The sequence below is a fragment of the Streptomyces coryli genome, from assembly GCF_011044975.1.
Classification (GTDB): Bacteria; Actinomycetota; Actinomycetes; order Streptomycetales; family Streptomycetaceae; genus Streptomyces; species Streptomyces coryli.
Genome location: NZ_JAAKZV010000010.1, coordinates 1 through 18,535 on the forward strand (window position 1 = coordinate 1; position 18,535 = coordinate 18,535).

At 70.6% G+C, this 18,535-nt stretch carries 24 protein-coding genes; 6 read left to right on the forward strand and 18 right to left on the reverse strand.

Annotated features, from left to right (window positions below; genetic code table 11):
- The 16 genes from G5C51_RS04355 to G5C51_RS04430 all read right to left on the reverse strand — a co-directional run.
- Nucleotides 1-222 (reverse strand): hypothetical protein (locus G5C51_RS04355; RefSeq protein WP_165231913.1); only part of this gene is annotated, 222 nt, incomplete at its 3' end.
- A 93-nt stretch (nt 223-315) separates the two neighbouring features.
- Nucleotides 316-1,134, reverse strand: coding sequence for a hypothetical protein (locus G5C51_RS04360; protein ID WP_165231916.1), 819 nt, complete (start codon nt 1,132-1,134; stop codon nt 316-318).
- A gap of 126 nt (nt 1,135-1,260) precedes the next feature.
- Nucleotides 1,261-1,878 (reverse strand): hypothetical protein, encoded by a 618-nt coding sequence (locus tag G5C51_RS04365; protein WP_165231919.1) that lies wholly within the window; start codon nt 1,876-1,878, stop codon nt 1,261-1,263.
- The gene (locus G5C51_RS04370; RefSeq protein WP_165231921.1) at nt 1,878-2,105 is read right to left on the reverse strand and encodes a hypothetical protein; all 228 of its coding nucleotides are present in this window, start codon (nt 2,103-2,105) and stop codon (nt 1,878-1,880) included. Before G5C51_RS04370 ends, G5C51_RS04365 begins: the two co-directional genes overlap by 1 nt.
- Nucleotides 2,098-2,448, reverse strand: coding sequence for a MazG-like family protein (locus G5C51_RS04375; RefSeq protein WP_165231924.1), 351 nt, complete (start codon nt 2,446-2,448; stop codon nt 2,098-2,100). Before G5C51_RS04375 ends, G5C51_RS04370 begins: the two co-directional genes overlap by 8 nt.
- A 33-nt stretch (nt 2,449-2,481) precedes the next feature.
- Nucleotides 2,482-3,261 (reverse strand): hypothetical protein, encoded by a 780-nt coding sequence (locus G5C51_RS04380; RefSeq protein ID WP_165231928.1) that lies wholly within the window; start codon nt 3,259-3,261, stop codon nt 2,482-2,484.
- A gap of 1 nt (nt 3,262) precedes the next feature.
- The gene (locus G5C51_RS04385; RefSeq protein ID WP_165231931.1) at nt 3,263-5,608 is read right to left on the reverse strand and encodes a hypothetical protein; all 2,346 of its coding nucleotides are present in this window, start codon (nt 5,606-5,608) and stop codon (nt 3,263-3,265) included.
- An 82-nt stretch (nt 5,609-5,690) separates the two neighbouring features.
- Nucleotides 5,691-6,011 carry a hypothetical protein gene (locus G5C51_RS04390; RefSeq protein WP_165231934.1) on the reverse strand — a complete coding sequence of 107 codons (321 nt, stop codon included), beginning with the start codon at nt 6,009-6,011 and terminating at the stop codon, nt 5,691-5,693.
- The gene (locus G5C51_RS04395) at nt 6,008-6,265 is read right to left on the reverse strand and encodes a hypothetical protein (protein WP_165231937.1); all 258 of its coding nucleotides are present in this window, start codon (nt 6,263-6,265) and stop codon (nt 6,008-6,010) included. The genes G5C51_RS04390 and G5C51_RS04395 overlap by 4 nt, the downstream gene beginning before the upstream one ends.
- Nucleotides 6,265-7,470: a DUF2637 domain-containing protein gene (locus G5C51_RS04400; protein WP_165231940.1), complete on the reverse strand. Its 1,206-nt coding sequence runs from the start codon at nt 7,468-7,470 to the stop codon at nt 6,265-6,267. The genes G5C51_RS04395 and G5C51_RS04400 overlap by 1 nt, the downstream gene beginning before the upstream one ends.
- A complete protein-coding gene (locus G5C51_RS04405) occupies nt 7,467-7,790 on the reverse strand; it encodes a hypothetical protein (RefSeq protein ID WP_165231943.1) in 324 nt (107 codons plus the stop codon). Before G5C51_RS04405 ends, G5C51_RS04400 begins: the two co-directional genes overlap by 4 nt.
- On the reverse strand, nt 7,787-8,245 hold the full coding sequence (locus G5C51_RS04410; protein WP_165231946.1) for a hypothetical protein: 459 nt from the start codon (nt 8,243-8,245) through the stop codon (nt 7,787-7,789). The genes G5C51_RS04405 and G5C51_RS04410 overlap by 4 nt, the downstream gene beginning before the upstream one ends.
- Nucleotides 8,245-9,237 carry a hypothetical protein gene (locus G5C51_RS04415; protein WP_165231949.1) on the reverse strand — a complete coding sequence of 331 codons (993 nt, stop codon included), beginning with the start codon at nt 9,235-9,237 and terminating at the stop codon, nt 8,245-8,247. The genes G5C51_RS04410 and G5C51_RS04415 overlap by 1 nt, the downstream gene beginning before the upstream one ends.
- A gap of 8 nt (nt 9,238-9,245) precedes the next feature.
- The gene (locus G5C51_RS04420; RefSeq protein ID WP_165231953.1) at nt 9,246-9,428 is read right to left on the reverse strand and encodes a hypothetical protein; all 183 of its coding nucleotides are present in this window, start codon (nt 9,426-9,428) and stop codon (nt 9,246-9,248) included.
- Entirely contained in the window at nt 9,425-9,712 is a 288-nt protein-coding gene (locus G5C51_RS04425) for a hypothetical protein (RefSeq protein WP_165231956.1), read from the reverse strand. The genes G5C51_RS04420 and G5C51_RS04425 overlap by 4 nt, the downstream gene beginning before the upstream one ends.
- A complete protein-coding gene (locus tag G5C51_RS04430) occupies nt 9,709-9,996 on the reverse strand; it encodes a hypothetical protein (RefSeq protein ID WP_165231959.1) in 288 nt (95 codons plus the stop codon). Before G5C51_RS04430 ends, G5C51_RS04425 begins: the two co-directional genes overlap by 4 nt.
- A 365-nt stretch (nt 9,997-10,361) precedes the next feature.
- Here G5C51_RS04430 and G5C51_RS04435 point away from each other — a divergent pair, with 365 nt between their 5' ends.
- From G5C51_RS04435 to G5C51_RS04445, 3 genes are read left to right on the forward strand one after another with little or no spacing between them, the layout of a single operon-like run.
- Entirely contained in the window at nt 10,362-10,685 is a 324-nt protein-coding gene (locus tag G5C51_RS04435) for a putative quinol monooxygenase (RefSeq protein ID WP_338118008.1), read from the forward strand.
- Entirely contained in the window at nt 10,685-11,950 is a 1,266-nt protein-coding gene (locus tag G5C51_RS04440) for a helix-turn-helix domain-containing protein (protein WP_338118009.1), read from the forward strand. The genes G5C51_RS04435 and G5C51_RS04440 overlap by 1 nt, the downstream gene beginning before the upstream one ends.
- A 20-nt stretch (nt 11,951-11,970) precedes the next feature.
- Nucleotides 11,971-12,564 carry a GIY-YIG nuclease family protein gene (locus tag G5C51_RS04445; protein WP_165231965.1) on the forward strand — a complete coding sequence of 198 codons (594 nt, stop codon included), beginning with the start codon at nt 11,971-11,973 and terminating at the stop codon, nt 12,562-12,564.
- On the opposite strand, the gene G5C51_RS04450 is transcribed toward G5C51_RS04445, so the two are convergent.
- On the reverse strand, nt 12,561-13,691 hold the full coding sequence (locus tag G5C51_RS04450) for an endonuclease domain-containing protein (RefSeq protein WP_165231968.1): 1,131 nt from the start codon (nt 13,689-13,691) through the stop codon (nt 12,561-12,563). The genes G5C51_RS04445 and G5C51_RS04450 overlap by 4 nt on opposite strands.
- 705 nt (nt 13,692-14,396) lie before the next feature.
- Here G5C51_RS04450 and G5C51_RS04455 point away from each other — a divergent pair.
- The 3 genes from G5C51_RS04455 (at nt 14,397) to G5C51_RS04465 (ending at nt 15,797) form a co-directional block, all read left to right on the forward strand.
- Nucleotides 14,397-14,636 (forward strand): hypothetical protein, encoded by a 240-nt coding sequence (locus G5C51_RS04455; protein WP_165231971.1) that lies wholly within the window; start codon nt 14,397-14,399, stop codon nt 14,634-14,636.
- 253 nt (nt 14,637-14,889) lie between these two features.
- Nucleotides 14,890-15,123: a hypothetical protein gene (locus G5C51_RS04460; RefSeq protein ID WP_165231974.1), complete on the forward strand. Its 234-nt coding sequence runs from the start codon at nt 14,890-14,892 to the stop codon at nt 15,121-15,123.
- Between the two features lie 107 nt (nt 15,124-15,230).
- Nucleotides 15,231-15,797 (forward strand): hypothetical protein, encoded by a 567-nt coding sequence (locus G5C51_RS04465; protein WP_165231977.1) that lies wholly within the window; start codon nt 15,231-15,233, stop codon nt 15,795-15,797.
- A 57-nt stretch (nt 15,798-15,854) separates the two neighbouring features.
- Here G5C51_RS04465 and G5C51_RS04470 read toward each other — a convergent pair whose 3' ends face one another.
- Nucleotides 15,855-18,518, reverse strand: a complete 2,664-nt coding sequence (locus G5C51_RS04470; RefSeq protein WP_165231980.1) for an ATP/GTP-binding protein — start codon at nt 18,516-18,518, stop codon at nt 15,855-15,857.
- Nucleotides 18,519-18,535: the final 17 nt, after the last annotated feature.

An 18,535-nucleotide genomic window follows, 5' to 3' on the forward strand; every position in this document is an offset into this window, starting at 1 on the left:
GTACGGGCGGGGCCGGTCCAGGCCCCAGGCGGGGTTGAGCTGCTCGGGCGGGGCGGCGGCGATGACGGCCTCGAGCCCTCCGGGCAGCGGCCGGGTGGTGTACAGCAGCGCGTAGGCGCCCCAGTCGGGGCCGGCGCCACCGCCGATGCGTTCGAGGGTGACGCGGCCGGCGCCTTCGAGTAACTGGGCGGGGGCGGGGCGGCGGTTCGTGGTACGGGCCATGATGGGAGTTCTCCTCGTCTCGTACGCGGGATGTGGGGATGGGCCCGGGGCGGCCGGCGAGTTGGCAGACCGGACGGCCGCCCCGGGGCGTGATCAGAGCTGAAGGCGGTATTCGTCGATGGCGTCGAGGCCGTTGCTCAGGTGCTTGTCGGCCAGCCGTGCCAGCACCGGCCGGTCGGGCTCCTCGACGGCGTCGACGTCGGCGAGGTAGACGGCGCCGGCGTACAGGTCGCCGCCGTCGATGCCGACCGCGGTGAGGTTGTCCGCCGCCGTCTCCGCCTGGGCCGCGATCTCATCCAGGGTGGTGGCGGGCGCCTCCTCTGCGACGAAGGCGACTTCCTTCGCGTACCGGCCGATCAGGTCCTCGGGGCCGGTCAGGCCGGGCATGCGCTCCTCCCCCGCCGCGGGTGCAGGGCGGGACGCCGGCGGCTCGTCGGTCTCGCTCTCGATGCGGCAGCCGCAGCCGCCGGCGGGGTCGACGAGGATGCCGGCCAGCTCGACTTGGTACTTGATCTCGGTTTCGCAGAAGCCACCGAGGTCACAGGGCCGCACCAGGTGCAGGCGCCCGCCCATGCGGGTTGTCGAGTCGCGCCAGTGCAGGAAGGTGCCGCAGCCGAGGTAAGCGGTAGCGCTCGGCTGCGCACGCTCGGCGGTGCCGGCCGGGTAGATCACCGGACTGCCCTTCCAGTCCTCGGCGGTGATGACTGGTGCCAAGGTGTCGGCGAAGTGCTCGCGCACAAGCCTGGCGGCGGAGTATTCGGCGCTCCGGATCTCGGAATGCTGCCGCGCCTGGTCGGCTTCGGCTTCTGCCTGCCGGCGCTGCTTTTCTTCCGCGGCGAGGGCGTCGAGGAAGGTCTCGGCGGCGTCGCGCAGCTTCGGCAGCCGCGCCAGTTCGTACGTGCTTGCAGACATCTGTGATCGTTCCTTTCTGCTGGTGGGGTTGGGTTGTTCGGGCACTTGACGATCAGGTGACAGGGGTGGCCGTTGATCATTTGGCCCATGCGCTGCGGGCAGTCCTCTCGTCCTGCTCAGCCGAAATCAGAGCCAGGTGTCGGTGCCGGCGTCGTTGTCGCGCATCTTGCGTTCGTGGCGGCGCTCGCCGTAGGCACCGGCTTCCTTCACACCGTCGCGGGCCAGGCCGATGCCTTCTTTGCCGAGGTCGGCGGCGGAGCCGACGGCCGAGGCGCCGGCGGTGGCGACCTGTCCGGCGGCCCCGGCGATGGCGGCGAGGGCGCCGCAGGCGGCGGCGAATGCGCCGCCGGTGGCGCGGCCGGCGGGCTTGGCCGGGCCCGGTGCCGGGGCCGCGCCGTTCTTGCCCTTGACGGCGGCGGCGGCCTTGCCGGTCGACGTGGCTGCGGCCTTCGCCTTCTTGCTGGGCGGCAGGATGGTGCCCTCGATCGTGTTGCCGCCGGGGGTCGTGACGCGGATGGCACCAGGCCTTTCGTCGGCGAGGCCGTTGAGCACGCTGCGGTGAATACCGACGGGGAACATGCAGCCGCTGCGGGGCCGGCCGTGCTTCTCGCCGCAGGTGGCCATGACTTGGCCCTGTTCGCCGGGCATGAGCGTGAGTTTGCGGGGAACGTCGCCGGCGCCGCGGCCGGGGCAGCGCACCCACACGCCGTTGATCGCCAGCTTCTTGACGGTGACGGTCGCCATCAGCGGCCTCCGGTGTCCCAGGCAGGGCCGTCGTACTGGACGGCGACGAGCTCGGCCTCGGGATGGCGGGCGCAGGTGTCGATGACGTCCTTGACGAGTACGTCGAGGCAGTTGGTCGTGTTGATCGACAGCACGGCTCCGGTGCGCTGGTCGTACAGCCGGTAGTGAATGTCCTCGAGGACAGGGCTGCGCTCCGGCAGCGGGCGGCCGTTGTACATGTCAGGCACGGGCGTGCTCCGTCTGCTCCTGGCCCTTCCGGTCGGCGGCGAGGCGCAGTTGGGCGGCGAAGAGCTTGGCTTCCAGGGCGGCGCGCGGGTCGCCGGTGACGGCGTGCAGGGCGACGGAAGCGGCGATGATCACGTCGCAGAGTTCGTCGGCCACGTCCGCCGGTACGTGCGTGATGCCTTTGCGCGGGTTCTGGCCGGTCATGCCGATGTAGGCGGTGGCGGCTTCGCCGGCCTCTTCGCTCACCTTCAGCAGGCGCATGGCCTGCTCGTGCTCGCTGGTGCCGTTGGCGGCGTCCAGTGCGGCCACGATGCGGCCGGTGATCGGCCAGAGGGCGTCACTCATGGGAGAGGTGTCCTTTCGTCGGGTGTGGGCGGGTCACTTGCTGATGGAGGCGGTTGCGGTGGCGGTGGCCTTGGCGCGGAAGCCCTTGGCGACGGCGGTGGAGGTGGCGGTCGCGGTGTCGCTGCCGCCGCCGCTCAGCGCACGGCGGGCGCGGGCGGCGGTGCGGCGGGCGACGAGGTAGATGCCGCCGAGGATGGCGGCGAGGAAGGCCAGCAGCGGTGTGGCGACGGCGGCGGCCTCGGCGGCCTTGTGCGCGGCCTCGGCGAATTCGTTGGTGGCTTCGGCGGCGATGTACAGGGCGCCGGCGCCCAGTCCGGAAGATGCGGACAGGGCCAGGCTCAGCAGGGCGAGGGTCTTCGCCCACGCGGGAACGGCGTTCGCCGCGCCGTCGGTGGTGGCCGGCTCGGTGGCGTGGATGCGGGCGAAGCGCACCCAGCCCGTGGCGCCGTTGGGGAGTTCGACCTCGACGCCGCCCGGAATCGGGGTCGGGGACAGCAGCGGCAGGGCGATCGTGGTCGGCGAGCCGGGGATCGGCTTCTCGAGCGGCGCAGGCCGGTACACCTGCGGCTCGAGGTCGGTCGTCACGGGCGATTCCATGATCGGGTCGTCTCCCTGCGGCTGAGCGGTTTGTGGCGGTATGGGGTGCCGGGTCGGGGCCGTACGGGGCGGGTTGTCGCAGGTCAGCGGCCGGTGCGGGTCGGTGCGGCCGTGGCGATCACCGGTGTGCGTCCCGGGCGCCTCGAGGCCGGTACGGGCTGGATACCGGTCGTTGACCTGCGGTGTTCTGGCCTGTACCGGCTCTACACCGGGCATGTCAGGCCACTCCTGCGGCGGTTCGGACGTCGGCGAGGTAGTAGCCGTTCGCTCGGCCGCCCTTGCTCCAGCTGCGCGGGGAAAGGGTGCGGTCGGTGTCGTCGAGGGCCTCGCTGATGGCCTTGCTCAGCGCGGTGCCGCCGACGGTCACATACGTGCGCCGGTCGCCTTCGTCGACGCCGAGGGCTGCGGGCGCCCACGTCTTCTCGTCGATCTCGGCGAGACCGTCGAGGATCTCGGCGGTGGCCAGCCGTTCCGGGTTGCCGGCGTCGGCGAACACCTTGAGCACGTCGGCGAAGACGCCGGCGACGCGGGGCGTGGCGCCTTCGATCTCGCCGGGCCGGCCGGAGCCCTTGGGGCCGCCGCCGACTGAGGACTTGCCGGTCTCCTCGTACAGCTGGGCCTCGATCGGGTCCTCGAAGGTGCCCGGGGCCCGGCCGCAGGCCTTCCGCAGCTCGTATCCGGCGTCGATGATCGGGGCGGCGCCGTCGTACTTCTCGTCCTCGATGAAGAAGGAGCGGATGAGCTCGCCCTCGGCGCCGTCGAGGTCGACGATGGCGCAGCCCTTCTGGTTGGGCTTGATGTCGTGGGCGCGCAGGCCGGCGCCGGTCGCCCCCTCCTTCAAGATCGCGTTGGTTTGGGTGGGGCCGCCGGTGCGGGTGGCGATCCGGGCGCCGGAGTTGGACTTGAAGCCGCGGGGCACGGTGTTGGCGTCCGGGTCCTGCGTCGCGAGCAGGATCGTCATGTTCAGGGCGCCGACGAATGCAGAGGCTTCCTCGATCAGCTCGGCGATGCGCTCGGCGAACGGGGCGCCCTTGCGCAGGTATTGCTTGAGCTCGTCGATGATGAGGACCTCGAGCGGGAACAGCTTGAGGTCGGCCTCGCTCATCTTGGCGCGGCCCTGGTCCTCGAGGTATTCCTCGCGCCGGTAGGCATCGGCGAGCCAGGCCTCGAGCAGTGCGACCAGGCGGGCGGGGCGGCGGCCGAAGAAGGTGGCGCAGACCTTCGCATAGCCGATGTGCTCGCCGGGCTTGGCGCCGGCCACCAGGCGAATGTTGATGCGCGGGTCCAGGCCCAGGCCGCAGATCAGGCTGCGCAGCAGCATGCCCTTGCCGGTGCGCTGCATGCCGCCCAGCAGGATCATGATGTGCACGAGCTTGATGAAGATGGTTTCGCCGCGGCGGTTGTAGCCGACCGGGACGCCGGTGTTCCACACGTCGAGGCGGCTTTCGCCGCGGGTGACGGCGTCCAGCAGCGGGGAGGGCCGGCCCTTGCCGAAGGGGTCTTCGCTCGTCATCCACAGGCGCACCCGGCCGGGGTTGCCGGCGGTGCGGAAGTCCAGCCATTCGGGCTGGACCCGGAACGCGGCGGCGATCTTGTCCCGGTGCTTGATCAGGTCGTTGATGGTGAGGTTGCCGGGGAGGTCCATGACCGCTTCGGCGGCGTTGATGTCGACGGCGCGGACCGGGCCGACGAGGGAAACCTCCTCGCCGTCCTTGAGCAGGCCGGAGCGGCGCAGGGCGGCGGTGATGGAGTCGGCGCCGAGCGGTGCTCCGGGCTGGTCGGCGGCGTTGTCCAGGAGGGTGTACAGCTCGCCGTCGGGCAGGCGGCGGATCATCTCGCGGTGGCCGAGCATGTACAGCAGCCCGATCAGCGGGATGAGGGCCGGGCTGGCCTGCAGCACCCCCCAGGCCTCGGCCAGGGCGAGCAGCGCGCCCACGTACGTTGAGGCGCCGGTCGCGGCGTAGACGGTCACCGCCTCGCGGCGCCGGGCCTTGCCTTCCTTGCGACGGTCCGCGCGCAGGTCGGCGATGTGCTCGGCGCCGGCGTCCTTGCGGCGGACCTTGTCGGTGAGGTCGCCGTACTCGGTGGCGAACAGGTACGACCAGGCGTCACGCAGCCCCACCTTGGCGCCGATCGCGGATACCTTCGCGATCCGCCAGGCGTAGACGGGGCTGCGGGTGAGGTGGTACAGGCCGGTGTTCGTCCACACCGCGCGGCGCTGGCGCCACACCTCGGGGTCCATCAGCGACGCGGGGATGATCGGCCGCAGGCCAGGCGCCATCTGCCCGTCGGCGCCCGCGTCGTCGTCGACGTCGCCGGGCTGGGCGTCGAGGCGGGTGATGACCAGTCCGTCACCGGCCGCGTCGGTGTCGTGGTCAGGGGTGTGCTGCTTGGTGAGGCTGACGGTGCCGGAAGCGAGGTCGGCGAGGCCGGCCTCGGTGGTGTGGGTGGTCTCGCGGGAGAGCGCGGCGATCCGCTCGAGGGTCTCCGGGTCCTGGGGCTGGAACTCGGCGAGCGGGACGACTTCGGCCTCGCGCTCGTGCTCGGTGTCGGTGGTGCTCATGGAGATGGGTCCTTCCTGCGCAAAGCGTGGTCTGGGGCCCCGTGCCGACTGGCCGCGAGGTCATCCGGTCGGCACGGGGCAGCTAGGCGGCGGCCTCTGCGGCGGGCTGCCGTTGGTGGTCGAGGGCGTCGAGGGCCAGGTGCAGCCGGGCGCGGGCCGTATCGGCGCTGACGTTGAGTGCGCTGCCCTCGCGCACGGCGTATCGGGCGGCCTCGGCGGCCTGCCACGCCTGCAGCCCGTGCGGGCCGGTCGGCGGCTGGTCGACGAACGCGAGGTAGACGAGGCCGAGTTCGGCGGCGGCCCGGCCGAGCTGCGGGTGCCGGGTGCGGGCCTCGGCGTCGGCGACCTCGGCGAGATCGGCGGCGATCCGGTGGCAGACGGCCGGCAGCGTGGTCGCGGTCATGTCCGGCTCGCCTCCTTCACCGCGGCCTGCACGGCGCCGGTGGCCTTCTTCTCCGCCCTCTTGCTCGCGGAGCGCACGGCCAGCCACTTGACGACTGCCTTCAACAGGGCGGCGCCCCACCGCACCGCGGCGAACACCACGGCGGCGGTGATGGCGGCGCGGATCCAGCCGGTGCCGGTCAGGCCGTGTTGCAGCAGGACGTACGTCGCGGCGCCGGCGGCGGGGATGATGAGGCGGTTCGGGGTGTGGCTCATCAGCTCTTCCCCTCGTCCTTCACGTGGTCGCGCAGCCGCATGAGGTACTCGGTGGAGCCGCCGACGCCGGCCTGACGGAGCTTGTTCACGGAGACGGCGCCGTCGAAGGCGTCGGCGACCTTCCGCGCCTTCGCGATGTGTTCGGGCGTGAGCGGCCTGCCGGGGGTCTTCGGGGCCTTGCGTCCAGTCAGGCGGCGAAACGCCTTCTTCCCTTTACGCCCAAGGGTTTTGGCGTTCGTACGTCCGTCTGTAGGACTACCGTTCGGGCCCTTCCCGGAGGGGTCGCCGGCCGGGCCGTCGCCGCCGTCGTCATCGCGGAAGACGTCCGCGAGGAGGAGCTCGACGGCCGCCGCCTCCCGGCTGACCCCGGCCTGCTCGACGGCCGTGCCGAGAGCCTGCGCGGCGGCGATGCGACCGGCCCGTACCTTCGGCGTGACGCCGATTTCGTCGCCGTAGACATCGCGCCACGCATTCGCCCACGCGGCTTCTTGGTCGACGGTGCCGTACGGGTGAGCGGCGATGATGTCCCGGTATCGCTTGTAGACCTTCGGGAAGTGGCGGCGGCGCTTGCGGTCGTGCCGGGCGCGGGCGCGCTCCGTACGGCGCTGCGCCTTGCTGCGGGCCGTCTTCGCTTTGCTGTGCCGGCCCCAACCACGCAGCTCCCAGAAGAAGACCCCGCCGTAGGAGGAGGCGGCGAGCACCCAGGCCAGCCAGGGCTCTCCCGGCGCGTGGCTGTAGTTGATGAAGGCGGCGAAGCTCGCGCAGCCCCACATAGCCAGACGGAAGGGCCACGTGGGGCGGCCCTCCCGCTTGGCCCGCTCCCCCGCCACGGTGGCCACCCAGGCGCCGGACTCCAGCATCACCGCCAGGCACACGGCGATGATCAGCAGCAGGCCCGCGCCGCTGAGCGCCTTCAGCTGGAAATACAGGGCGGGGACGATGGAGCACACCATGGCGACGAGCGCGCCGGCGGTGTCGAACTCCTTCAGGATCTTCTCGTACGCCTGCCGGCGTGCGGCCTTACGCTTGTCCTTGTTGCGGTCGCGCTCCCGCTTCGCCTCGCGCCGGTCCCGGCGCACCTTCTCGTCGCGGGCGTCGGCGTCCTTGCGCCGCTCCTCGCGCTCGAGCTGTCGATCGAGGCGCGACTCGGCACGGTCGGCGGCCTTGTCCTTCCGCTTCTCCTCGTAGTAGTCCGTCAGGCTCACCGGTCACTCTCCTTGCTGCCTGCTGCAACTTCCGGCAGGCGGGCGATACGGGCGCTGGCGTCCTGCGCCGTAAGGCGCTCGCACAGCGGGCAGTCGGCGTACAGGGGCCGGCCGCGGCGGGCCGCGGCGTTAGCGCGCAGGCGCTCGCCGGTGAACACCACCGCATCGGCCGCGAAGTGCGCGCTCACCAGCCACGGGAAGCCCGCGAGCGCGGCGCCGACGGTGAACAGCACGCACCCGGCGATAAACGGCCAGGAGGTCAGTACGTGGTGGAAGGCGAGAACGCCACCGCGGCTGGCCACGGCGCGGTGCGCGGTCACAGCTCCTCACCCGCCCGGCGGTCGCGCTGCGCCGGCACGGCGGCCGGACGCTGCGGGTGGGCGGGCAGTGGGGCGCGAGCGACCTGCAGCTCTTCATCGAGGGACTCGGCACGCTCGAGCTCGGTCCGCCAGTTGGCGTGCCAGATCTCGGCCTGCTCCGCCTGGTCGCGAAGGCCGTTCAGGGTCCGGGCGCGCACGATCCGCAACCCGCGCTCCGGCTTGCCAGCGGCGTCCCGGCGCTGGCTCCATACGCAGATCGGGCAGCCGATGCACGGGTTGTCGGCGGCGTCGGCGCGCAGTCGCTCGGCCCACAGCGCCACGGCCACCGCCAGCAGTACCGCGGCGCCGATCCACTGCCGGGTCATCACGGCGGCCACCGCCGCCCACGGAGTGACGACCAGCGCGGGCATGCTGACCATCAGGTGGTGCAGAGCGGCCGATACACGACGAAACATCACAGCGCCTCCCCCGTCTTGCCGTAGAAGCCGCTGATCGGGTCGGTCGTGTGGCCCTTGTGGATCGGGGCGCCCTCAACCAGCACCAGTGGATCGGCCTCCGTGGCCTGATTGCCGCAGGCAACGCACGAGTTGTTGATCCTCATCAGCCGCTCGAAGCGCGGCCCCGGAGTCGTGCCATCGCGGCTGTCGCGCTTCAACAGCTCCTCGCCGAGGATCGCGGCCGCGCCCGCGTTCCGCTCGAGCGTCCGGGCGTGGTGGTACGCGGCGAACAGGTCCTCGTCAGCCAGTGCCGGCAGACACGCCGCGCACGCCGCGCAGCGGCCCGGCCCCAGGTGATCGGCGAGCAGCGTCGGCACCGTCTGGTGCTGGTAGTCGAACACGCCCTCAACTACCGGGCGTGCCGGTCCGAGCTGGGCGGTGATGTCGGCGAACAGCCGGTCACGCTGCGACGGCAGCCGCACCTCACCCGCCGCCACCCGCTCGGCCGACTTCAGCGGCTGCGCCCAGGGCTGCACCTCAGAGAGCATCTTGAGCAGCGGCGTCTCATCGGCCTTGCCGGTCATCGCGAGTACCGCAATCGCGTTCAGGGCGAGCGTCATGCGCTCATCGCTGCTGACCAGCGCCGAGAGCTCGTCGACGATCGCGGTTCGCTCGGTGCGCAGCTGCTCGGCCTCGTCCGTACGAGCCTGAAGCTCGACGGTCGTTTCCGACAGGCGCCGGCGGAGGTGCTCGAGCTCGTCGTTCAGCCCTTCGGCGCGGGCCGCCGCGACATCAGCGAAGGCGCTCTCCTCCTCGGAGTGCTCGAACCACATCTCAGCTACCACTTCGTGCGCCGCGACGTCCTGGTCGGCCTGCTCGACGTCGGCGTGCAGGCCGTCGAGGACCGATGCGTGGACGATGCGCCACGAGTACCAGCGGCGCCGCGGCGTGGTGATGGTCTCCTCCGCCTCGTCGACGGCGGGCGAGGGGGCGGGGTTTGCGTTGGGCATAGCGAGGGTCATCGGTTGGCTCCCGGTTCGGCGTGCCGGTCGAGGGCGGCGCGGTCGAGGCGCCGGCGCTTCTCTACGGCCCACATCTCGGCGCAGCGGGCGGCGCGATGGGCGGCGGCCTGGTCGCGGAGTCCGGCGTCACGGAGGGTCTCCATAGACACGTCGCGGACCAGGGCGCACACGGTGGTCATGAGGACAGCGCCGGCGAACTCCCGGCGGGCAGAGGGCGGCGGTAGGCCGCGGCGGTCCGGATCGCGAGGCGGGCGAGCAGGCCGGCCCCGGCGAGGAAGGCAGATGCCTTCAGTACGGCGACTACCGCGGTGAGCAGCGCGACGAGGAACGGCGCGGCGGCGTAGACGACGCCGATGAGCACCGGGACCAGGACTAACAGCGCCACCGGGTGCAGCCGGTCGACCAGGGTGAGGAAGCCGCGCAGCGCGCGGGCGAAGGTGCGGGTGCGGGCGTTGAAGGTCATGCGGCCCACCCCCCGACGAGCAGCTCGTCGGCGTCGTCGAGCTCGTAGCCGTCGGCGTCATCGGCACGCTCGAGCTCGTCGGCGAGCACGAGCAGCCGGCCGTACGCGCGGGGGACGTCGACGAACCCGGTGTCGATCATGTCGACCAGGGCGGCGGTCCGGGCCGCCTCGTCACTGAACGCGTCGAACAGCGCCGCGGTGTACTCCGCGTCGCTCAGCTCGTCGGGGATGTCGTAGGTACGGCCGGTGACGAGGTCAACGTCGAGCCCGATCAGCGCGGACACATCCGCACGGGCGTCTTCAGAGATCGGAAGCCGGGGGCGACTGGGGACAGGCAGGCTACGGCCTGCAAAGATGGTGTTCACGGGTCGTTTTCTCCTTGAGTGCTGAACGGCCTGTGCCGCGGCTCCCCGCCATCCGCCAAGATCCGGGGAGCCGCTTTTTGCTGCTCTGAGCAGCACTGATCGGACATGCCGATGCAGCGCTCCGTGAGTGACTCACGCCACTCAGTAGCAACTGATCTCGAAGCTACTCGCACCTGGATTGCGAGTCAACACCCGAACTTCAGCCGTGTTGAAGTCTTGGTGATTCATAGTTCAGCTGCGACCATGAGAGGGTGTAAACCCGCTCTCGACGCTCAGGAGGGGATGTGCCGCAGACCTTCGGACTGCTGGTGCGCTTCGTCATGAAGGACGAAGCCTCAGCTCAGTCCTTCGACCAGCTCGCCAGCGAGACGCTCGAGGGGATTCGCGATCACGAGTCCGGAACTCTCGTGTACGTGGTCCACACGCCCGAGGGCGAGCCACTGACGCGGATCTTCTACGAGCTGTACGCCGACCGATCCGCTTTCGACCGCCACGAACAACAGCCCCACGTGAAGCACTTCCTGGCCGAGCGCGAGCAGCATCTAGCCGCAACCGAAGTGACGTACCTCGCCGAGGTCGCCGGCAAGCGCCCCGCCCTGGAGAGTTAGTGCCAACCGAACCGACAGCAGAAGATCGTGCCTTCGGCCGACGCGTTGCAGAGCTACGCAAGGCCCGAGACATGAAGCAGGACGAGCTCGCCGCACGGATGCGCCGCACCTCAAGCTGGATGTCCCAGGTTGAGCGCGGGCGCATTCCCGTGCGGCGTCTCGACTTGCTACAGCAGCTCGCCGATGAGCTCGGCGTCTCGGTGCAGACCCTCAACCCGGCGGTGCCGACGACAGCACGCACAGAGCCGCCGGCGCCCGCTCGGGACGCCGGCGCAGTAAACGATCTCGATGGCGCACGGCTGCTCATCTCTGGACACCCAGCCTTGGATGTGCTGCTGCCCGGATCGCAAACGACTGCCGCGCCCTCCCCCTCCGTCGAGGAGCTGGTCACGAGGGTCGAACATGTCTGGGAGCTGGCGCATGCTTCCCAGTTCGCAGACATGAGCGCCGCCCTTCAGTCCCTAGTTCCGGACCTCGAGCGTGCACTTCGAGTCGTCCCTTCTGATCAGCGCCGCGCAGTCTCTCGTCTCCTCGCCCGGACCTACCAAGCGCTATCGGCGGCGTTCGTACGGCAGGACGAGGCCGACGCTGCTTGGATCGCAGCTGACCGCGCGATCCGGGCCGCTGAGGAGTCGGGTGATCCGCTCGCCGTCGGGGCCGGCGTCTTCCGGCTTGCGCAGGCATTTGTGCGGCTACAGCGCCTTGACCAAGCCGAGTACGCGGCACGCAACGCTGTTCAGGTGATCGAACTGCATGTCGCTGATCGGCCTGCCGCTCCGGAGGAGCTCTCCGTGATCGGCTCCCTGCATCTCGCCCTGGCACTCGTCTACGCCCGCGGAAGCCGACGGCCCGAGGCCCGCGCAGAGATCGAGGCAGCACGATTGGCAGCGCGCGCGCTCGGCGCGGACCGCAACGACTACAACTTGGAGTTCGGCCCGACCAACTGCGAAATCCAGGCCGTATCGACTGCTGTCGAGCTCGGCGACGCCGGCGAGGCGCTTGACGTCGGGCTCGACCTGGACCCTACTGAGCTTTCCCCGGAGCGGCAGGCCCGGCTGTACCTGGACCTGGGCCGTGCTCACGTGCAGCGCCGGCATCCGGGGGAAGCGCTGGACTGCCTACTTCGCGCGGAAGAGCTCGCCCCCGAAACCGTGCGGTCGCACGTAGCGGCGCGCGCCGCTATCCGCGAACTTGTTCTGATCGCTGGTCGCAGTGCTCCGCCTGAGCTGCTGGATCTCGCCGAACGTGCAGACGCTACGGAATAGGTCGAGGAAGGTGACGGCACATGGCTGACGCCGAGCAGCGGTACATCTACGTGATCGGCAGTGCTGCAACACCGCTAGTCAAGATCGGGACAGCCGCCGATCCCAGCGCCCGGCTATGCGCGTTCCAGACAGGGTCTCCAACTCCCCTGACGCTCCTTTGGACTTGTCCAGGCGGTCGTGATCTTGAGTTAGCGCTGCACCAGCACTTCGCGAATCATCGAGCGCACGGCGAATGGTTCGATCTCCGCCCCTTGGGCGACACTTCGATCAAGGTGGTGGAGTCGGCCGTTGCCGTGGTGACGGCAGCGCTTGAGGAGAGCCGCGCGATCCCTCCTGCGGTCCCCGACTGGCCTAAGTACGATCCCGAGCGCCCGTACTACCTATGGCTGCAGCAGCGAGCGGTGAAGCCGGAGGAAGGGCGGTGCTGGTGCGGGCACCAGGCCGCTACTCACAATCCAGAGCCGCCTCACCCATGCGCCGGCGACTGCCCTTGGGGCAACAGCTCGTCCTGGTGCCTCTGCACGGAATACGACGAGTCCGCCGAGGCGATTGCTGAAGCCGAGGCCTACAACGCCGCCCACCCGTTACCTCCGGAGATAGAACGCCTGATCTAGATGCGGGATTCCAGGGGCATCCCGAGCAGGGATACGAAGCGTTCGCGGGCGATGGCTTCCAGCTGCGCGCGGCGGTAGACCGTGTTCCATTGAGGGCCATCGCCGCACATGGAGGTGACGGTTACCGCGCCCGTGCGGGTCAGTTCTTCGTGGAGCTGTTTTACGGTGCTTCCTCCGCCGCTTCTCCAGCTCGGCGGGTGGCTCTTGCCGTACGGGCAGCCCTCGTTCGTTGCCGCGTCCTGCGCCAGGTCCACCAGGGTCCGCGGGGGCAGCATGCCCGTCGCCCGGCAACTGGGACAGGTCATCAGGTAGCGCAGGCCGTCGGCGGTGCGGGCGCTGCGGCGTTCTGCGGCGGCGCCGTTGCATGTTCCGCACAGCGGCCCCCGGATCATCATGTGGTCGTGGCAGTGGTCCCACACCAGCGCCGGGCGTACGGCGCAGCGGGTGCAGCGGTACGCCTTCGGGGATGGCTGGCGGCGGGCCTTGGGGCTGTAGGTTTCGCCGGTCCGCTGCCCGGTGTACGGCAGGTATTGGGCTGTGAAGCAGTCGGGGCACAGTGCGCGGTCGGACTCGCGGGGCCGGTGGCCGTGGCGGCGCCAGAGCGTGAACTCTTGCCAGGATTCCGGGCCTGTGTGTCCGCATCCGATGCAGACGCGTTCGGCGGTGCGGGCGTTGGCTTCTTGTTCCTGCCAGCGATCGAGTAGGGCAGCGTAGGCGCGGGGAAGGCCCCAGGCCGTGCTTCGGGCGCGCGGGCGGAGCATGAATCCCGGAGAGGTGCACCCGATGATGGCGGAGCGGGCGGCTTCGTCGGCCTCTGGGCTTTCGCGGCCGTCGTCGCAGACCCTTCTGGCCAGCTGTCGGCGCCATCCCCATGCGGGATCGCCGCGGCGTTCGCGGACGGGTACCAAGTCGTCCCAGTCCACAGTCACGGTGGCGAGGCGGACGGCCGCGGCGTTCAGCGCTTCCTCCTCCACCCGGTACGCGCCGCGGTCGTAGGTGACGGGTATGGCGGTGTCTCCCACGATGATCCGGTCTCTCCCCCAGGGCTCCGGGTGGAAGACGGCCCACACGCTGCTGGTTCGGGTCGCCTCCGTGAACACGGTCTTCGCCTCGCTAAGTGTGATCACGTCTCCTCCCTCCAGTACGAGTCTGCTCGGGAGCACTGACAAGCACGGGCCCTGCGGGCTGGGAGGGTTCGTCACCGGCGGCCGAGCTGCGGAGTGTCCGAAGAGCAGCGAGGCGCGGCGTCGTGTGTTTCGGATCAGAGGGCCGAGGCGGCGGCGAGTCGGCCCGGAAAGTTACCTAAGCAGGTTGACGGACCGAAAACGGGCGATCGGGGCCGGCGTCGTCACCGGCCTCATCTGGTGGGCCCAGCACCGCTGACCGGGCCGGTCAGCGCGAGAACCGTGGTACGAACTGCGAGGGCCCCGCTCTGGGGCCCTCGCAGTCACCTTCGTCTCCGTGTCGTTTATGTCGCGACGCGCTTGGTGTCAGGCTTCTACGTCTCCTCACCGGGTGTCCCGTACTCGCGGCCGTCGGCTCCGGCCAGCTTCCGAGCGGTACACCGTCAGGCCCGTTCGCGTGCTCGGATATCGCATCCATCCGAGGTGGCCAGCATCACATGTGATTGCCGAAGATTCTTTGCCGTTGGCCGCTGTCCCGTTGCGACTTTCCCGGGCGACCCTGATCCGACGACTGCTAGGGAACCCATGTCGCTATCGAGACCGATCCCGTCCAGCCCGCCGCCCGGTGCCCCCATCGAAGACCCGCTAAAGCTCTACCGGCTCCTGCACCTGGAGCGGCCGGAGCGAAAGGCAGAGGTTGAGGCTGAGGTGCAGGCGGAAGTCGACGCGTTCGACGACCCGCGGATCGCGGCCGTGCTGCGCCAGTTGTCCCTGCCCGAGGCGCACGTCGCCATCGAGTGGGCCCGCAAGGGCTGCAGCTGGTGGCGGGCGGCCGCGAACCTGGGCATCGCACCGGCATACGGCTACCACGAGCGGGTGCGGCGGAAGCTGAAGCGGCTGGGTGACCGCCACACCGCCCGTGCCGCCGCGGCCCGGGCGCGCGGGTGATCATCTTCAGCGCAGCGCACCGGAGTTCCTCGGCGGCCTGGGAGCCGCCACTGCTCTTCGCCACCGCCCTTAGCTGTTCCCGGCGTCGGTCGCAAGGCTTCGCGAAATCGCGGTGCGGGCCTTCTGATCAGGTGCTTCCGCAGATTTTCGCGAGGGTTGCGCCGCTAAGGCTCCCGTCCTCCAGAGTGCAGACCTGCCCCCGACGGCGCCTCGGGGGCTATTCGTTGAACTACGACCGAAGGGACCACCGCCCATGTCCGCCGAGCCGACCACCCCTCACCCGCAGTCGCCCGCCCCGGAGCCGCCGCCTGGGGCCCGGCCGCTGCTGAGCCTTCACGCCTTCACCGTCCTGCTGGGTGCGGCCGTCATCGGCGCAATCGCGGCCGGCCTCGCCTACGCCCAGGACCATTCGACGGCTGATGCCGCGATAGCCGGCGGGGGCCTCTTCCTCGTCGCCGTACCGGGGCTGCACCATCTCATCGGCTAGCGGGGGGGCCTGGCGCCGGCGCCCGGGGCGGGGGCCTGGCCCCCGCCCCGCTTTCGGGTCCGCTCTGCGGCTGGGATGTCAGTGCCGCACGACATGATCTTGATTTCATGATCGTTGCACAGCGCGCGCTCCCCGAAAGGCTGACGGTGAACGACTCCTTGGCGGACCTCTTCGACGCCCCCTCCAGCGATTGGTTCGAGGATCCCTTCCGCGATTGGTTCGAGGACCTCTTCGCTCCCCGCACCGACTACGTCTACGTCGTGGGCGGCCGTCTACAGGTCGATGGTCTCCGGGTCCGCAAGATAGGCATCACGCGCGTGAGAGGGCCGGTCCAGGAGAGCCGGCGAATCAGCGAGCACCGGCGCCAAGGCTTCTCCTTGCTGAGGTATTGGCAGGTGCCGAGCACTGCAGTCGCTCGTCGAGCCGAACGGTCGGTGCTGAGCTTCATGCGGAAGTGCGGCATGGAGGCGGTGGATGACATTCACATGCCGTACGGCGGCGCCACGGAGACCTTCTGGCATCACGAGATCGAGCAGGACTTCCTCAATGCCCTGATCGAGAACGCTGTGAAGATCTCTGAGCGGCAATGGAGATTGCAGGCCGCCGCCAAAGAAGGCGTCCGCTACCGGAGGACCCTGGGGGACTCGGTCGCCGACGCTGGCGGGTCGGTCTGATGCGACCGCGGGGTCCGGTCAGGGGCCGGAGAAAGACGACGCGCACGGTGTCATCGTCTAGGTGCCCTCTGCTGTTCCTGCGGGGCCGGCTCTTCGCTGCTGCCGTGTGGTGATCAGGTCCCGCCAGCGGCGGCGGACCTGTTCCGGCTCGTCCAGCCAGCGGGTGGAGGAGTTATCGGATGCGGGATGGGCGGCCATCATGTGGGCGACGTCGACGAGGTGGGCGGAGTCGCCGTTCGCGGTCAGCTCCCGCAGGCGGCCGATCGTCGCCTGCATGGCGGCGTCGTCTTGCAGGACGGCGGCATGGAAGCAGGCCACCAGCTGCAGTGTGGGGGCAGCGGAGGCCAGGCCGGCAATGTCGATGGCCGCTTCGACGCTGCGGAACCGCTCGTGCCAGCCGGAGGTGGTGCCTGCGTCGCGGACCAGGGCGGCCATCTGGGCATTCAGGCTGGAGGCGCGGAGGTCGACGCCGGCCAGGAGTTCCTCGGCGAGGTCAAGTTCGTCGTCGGCGCGCTCGGGATCGGTGAAGGCCAGGGCGAAGGCGCACAGCGCCTGGCAGGTGGCCGTCTCCCCGGCCTTGCCGTGCTGCTCGGCTTCGCGGCGGCCGGCCCGGTAGGCGTCGGCGGCCTCGTGGACGCGGCCGTGCGGCCAATACAGGTCGCCAAGGACGCGCTGCTGGCGGCCTTCCCAGCCGAGCTCCTGGGCGGCGGCGAAGGCGGCGGGGAAGTCACCGCGCAGCCGGGCGAGATGAACCAGGCCGCGGCGGGCGGCGGGAGCCTGGCGGCCCCCGCCGGCCAGGACAGCTTCCATGTGGCGGCGGGAGTCGTCGGCGCGGCCGATGTCCCGTTCGGCCTTGGCCCGGTAGTACGTGGCCATGTCGGCGAGCTGCCGGGGCAGCAGCTCGGTGGCGATGAGCTCGGCGAGGCGGGCGACGGTGCGTTCCCGGTGTTCGTGCTGGCGCTGCCGCAGGGTGGTGAGCAGCTCGAGCAGCGCCGCGGCCGCGGTGTCCGGGCGGTCCGTGGATTCGGCCATGGATGGGGTAAGCGGCTCCCACACCGAGTCGCCGACGTACGCGAACGCGGCCTCGATCAGCCAGCCGAGCGCCAGGCCGTACTCGGCGGCGAGCGCCAGGCCCTGGCGCAGGCAGGCGATGAGGACCGTACGGTCGCGGCGCGGGCCTTCGGTCCATTCCTCGCCCAGGGCGGTGTGGGCTCGCTCGGCGGCGCGGCGCCAGTCGTTGCTCGACCACCGGTCGTCGCCGGTGTCGGCGGTGCTGTCGCGGATCGCGGCGCGGATCAGCTGGTGCAGGTGGTACGGCCACGGGGCGGCGGGATCTTCGGTGATGAAGGGTCGCTCGGCCAGGCGGAGCGCGGCCGCGTCGCGGTCCAGGCCGGCGACGCGGGTGGCCAGCGGGATGGAGAAGGCGTCCAGCAGGGAGACGGAGCGCAGCACGTGGCGTTCATCGGGGGTGAGGTCGCGTACGGTGCGGACGATCAGCGCCGGGAAGGGATGGTCGAAGTCTTCCGGTACCGGGGTGCGGCCACTGCGGCGGATCTCCAGGAACCGGCTGATCGACAGCTCGAGGTGCAGCGGAAGCCCGTGCGAGCGACGGGTGATGGTGTTGCGGATGTCGGCGCCGATGAGCGGCTGGTTGCCGCTGGTGAGGCGGTGGGCGAGGTAGGCGTCGCAGTCCTGGGGTGAGAAGTCGCCGATGAGGACTTGGCCGCGGGGGTGGGTGTCGGGGCCGGCGGCGAGGTCGGGCCAGGCGGTGGGGCCGGTGAAGTCCAGCTGCCCGGACAGGGCGGCATCGGCCCACTGCAGCCGGTCGCGGCCAGTGATGACGAACATCGTGTTGGGCATCAGGTAGACGACGTGCTGGATCAGCCGCTCGAGCTCGCGGTGGGTGCGGTCGCCGACCTCTTCGAAGGTGTCCAGCAGCACCACCGGCACCGGCCGCTTGGTGGCGGGGAGTTGGGTGATATCCCAGGCGAGCAGGTGGGTGGCGTAGGAAAGGGTGTCGAGGTCGAGGTCGGCCTCGAGGAGGTCGGCGAGGCGGTGGCAGCCGGCCAGGGCGGTGACGCGTTCGTTGCGTTGGCGCAGTGCGGTGACCAGGGAGCCGATCAGCTGGGCGCCGGCGGCGCCGACGGTGCCGGGCAGCGACAGCGCGCCGGCGACGTCGGCGAGCGTGGACTGCAGTTGTTCGGGCAGCCGTATGGCGCCGGCGAAACGGGCCGCTAGGCCGCCGCGGCGCAGGTACTCTTCCAGCGGTTCGCCCGGGTGGTGGGCCTCCCACCAGCGGCGCAGGAACACATCGAAGGCCGGCATCGGCCGGCCGGTGTCGGTGAGCGCCAGGCGGAGGGTGAGCACGAGTTGTTCGAAGTCGGTGCCGGCGGCGCGGGCCAGGTCGATGCGGATCGGCAGCAGCTGGACCGGCGGCGCCGGCCACTGCGACGGCCGCGCCTGTGTGTTGCGCAGTGAGGCTTCGATCTTCGCCGACAGCGTGGTCTTGCCGATGCCGCCGACGCCGTGGAAGACGAGCACGTTGTGGCGGGGTGCTTCGACGTCCTGGACGTCGAAGCCGGGCTCTTGCTGCTGCGCCTGGTGCCGGGCGAGGGCGTCGAGGAAGGCGGCCCACTGGGCCTGGCGGTTGGTGAAGGCCTCCGCCGAGGCCAGGGCGCGGTCGTTGGAGGAGAACAGCGAGCGTAGATCCCGTCCGGCCACCGCACCTCCCCCTCCAG